The organism is Fulvivirga lutimaris (assembly GCF_009711525.1).
GTDB classification, from domain to species: Bacteria; Bacteroidota; Bacteroidia; order Cytophagales; family Cyclobacteriaceae; genus Fulvivirga; species Fulvivirga lutimaris.
This window is the reverse complement of sequence record NZ_SMLV01000110.1, coordinates 1-1,874: the sequence shown is the minus strand read 5'-3', so window position 1 is coordinate 1,874 and position 1,874 is coordinate 1. Positions and strand designations below refer to the sequence as shown.

Genomic DNA, 1,874 nt, shown 5'->3' with positions numbered 1-1,874 from the left:
GATATAAGTTTAATTGAATTATGTAAGAGTTACCCATAACCAATATGATAAAAAGAAAGGCCCAAATTATAAGGGCCTTTCAATCAGTTTAATATCGTCAGTAAAATTACTTTTTGTTCTTGTTCTGAGCCTTCATGGCATCTTCTAGCCTCTGTTGGAATTTAGATTTTTTTCTGCTTCCAGCGTTCTTCTTATTCTCATCCAAAATCTTTCTTATCTTATCTTCGTCTACAAATCTTCTTATTAGTGCTTGCTGACCGAATGTAACCAGGTTGGCAATGAAATAGTAAAAACTCAATGCCGCAGGGTAGGAGTTAAGCACAAACATGAAAATGACGGGCATGAAATATGAAAATGATTTCATAGGACCTTGTACCGTACTCACTTGCTGCTGAGAGTAAGTAATCATAATGGTTGAGATTGTCATTAATAAAACAAACAAACTAACATGATCACCATAGAATGGTATTTCAAATGGAAGTGTCAGGATTGAATCATAACTAGATAAATCAGTTGCCCATAAAAAACTTTCCCCCCTTAACTCAATAGACTGAGGGAAGAAGTAAAACATTGAAAGTAAGATAGGCATTTGAAACAGCATTGGAATACAACCACTAATAGGATTTACACCAACCTGCTGATAAAGCTTCATCTGCTCAGATTGAGCCTTCGCCATATCTCCACCATGCTTTTCTTTAATTTCATCAAGCTCTGGTTTTAAAACTTTCATTTTAGCCATCGATAGGTATGACTTGTATGAAAGCGGTGAAAGCACCAGTTTGATAATCAACACTATAATGATGATGATAAGCCCGTAGTTATTCAAGACATTATTTAATACATCAAATAATGGGATTAGCACATATTTGTTTACCCATAACATTGGAGGCCATCCTAAGAAAAGGTTCTTTGAGAATTCTTCAGTTACCTCGCTCGTAATGTGATAGTCGTTAGGGCCAAAGTAGAACTTATAATCGCCCTGGTTACTGTTTAGATCGCTAGCTGGTAGGCTCAATGTTACTTCAGCATACTTTACTACTTCTGGGTTGTTAGGATCTACATTAGTAGATATTTTTCCTTTTGTAAAACTCTTTTTAGCAATAATGGCTGATAAAAAGAACCTCTGTTTGATAGTTGTCCATTTGATTGACTCGCTAATGACTTCTTCTTCATAAGAAGTAGATCTTTCAGATAGCTCTTCAAATTCGCCTGATGTGGTGTAGTAATTAACAGTTGAATTCTGACGACTCATATTTACATCACTCTCCTGAGTTATCATATGGTCATTCCACTGAAACAATACCTCTTCTTTGGTAATGCTACTCTCCAAGCCTTTGAATTGCAGTTTGTATCCTACTTCGTAACCTGTGTTAGGAATGCTATATATATGCTTTACAGATTTACCCTTACCTAAATCAAGAGAATATGAAATGATGGTTGAGTCACCGCTGGCGGTTGTTCCTAGTCTATAATAGAGTTGATTTAGGTCTATAGTCTTGCCGAAAGAGGTGACGATTGTTTTAAACTCGTTGCTTTCAGGTGTTATCAACCTGACAGGATTACCATCTTTGGAATCAAATGTTTTTAATACAACTTCTGAAACCTTACCACCTTTTGAGTCAAAAGTGATTTTAACCGTTTCATTCTCAACAGTTTTCTTTGTTGACTCTCCTTTAGCACCAGCTGCAAATACTCCAAATTTGTTAACTAGTTCAGCATCTAACAATGAGTCTGGCAATGCTGGAGTTTCTTGGGCTTCTACAATAGTAGAGTCACTTGGGGTAACCAGTTCTGTATTGGTTACAGTCTCTTCTGGAGCGGGTAAATCCGGCTTAAAAAACATCCAGTATGCAAATAACATAACCGAAATGAGT

The 1,874-nt window shown here is 36.3% G+C and carries 1 protein-coding gene; it reads right to left on the bottom strand.

Annotated features, from left to right (window positions below; translation table 11 throughout):
* Window positions 1-106 precede the first annotated feature (106 nt).
* A partial coding sequence (gene yidC / locus E1140_RS00500) for a membrane protein insertase YidC (protein ID WP_155177997.1) occupies window positions 107-1,874 on the bottom strand: 1,768 nt, incomplete at its 5' end.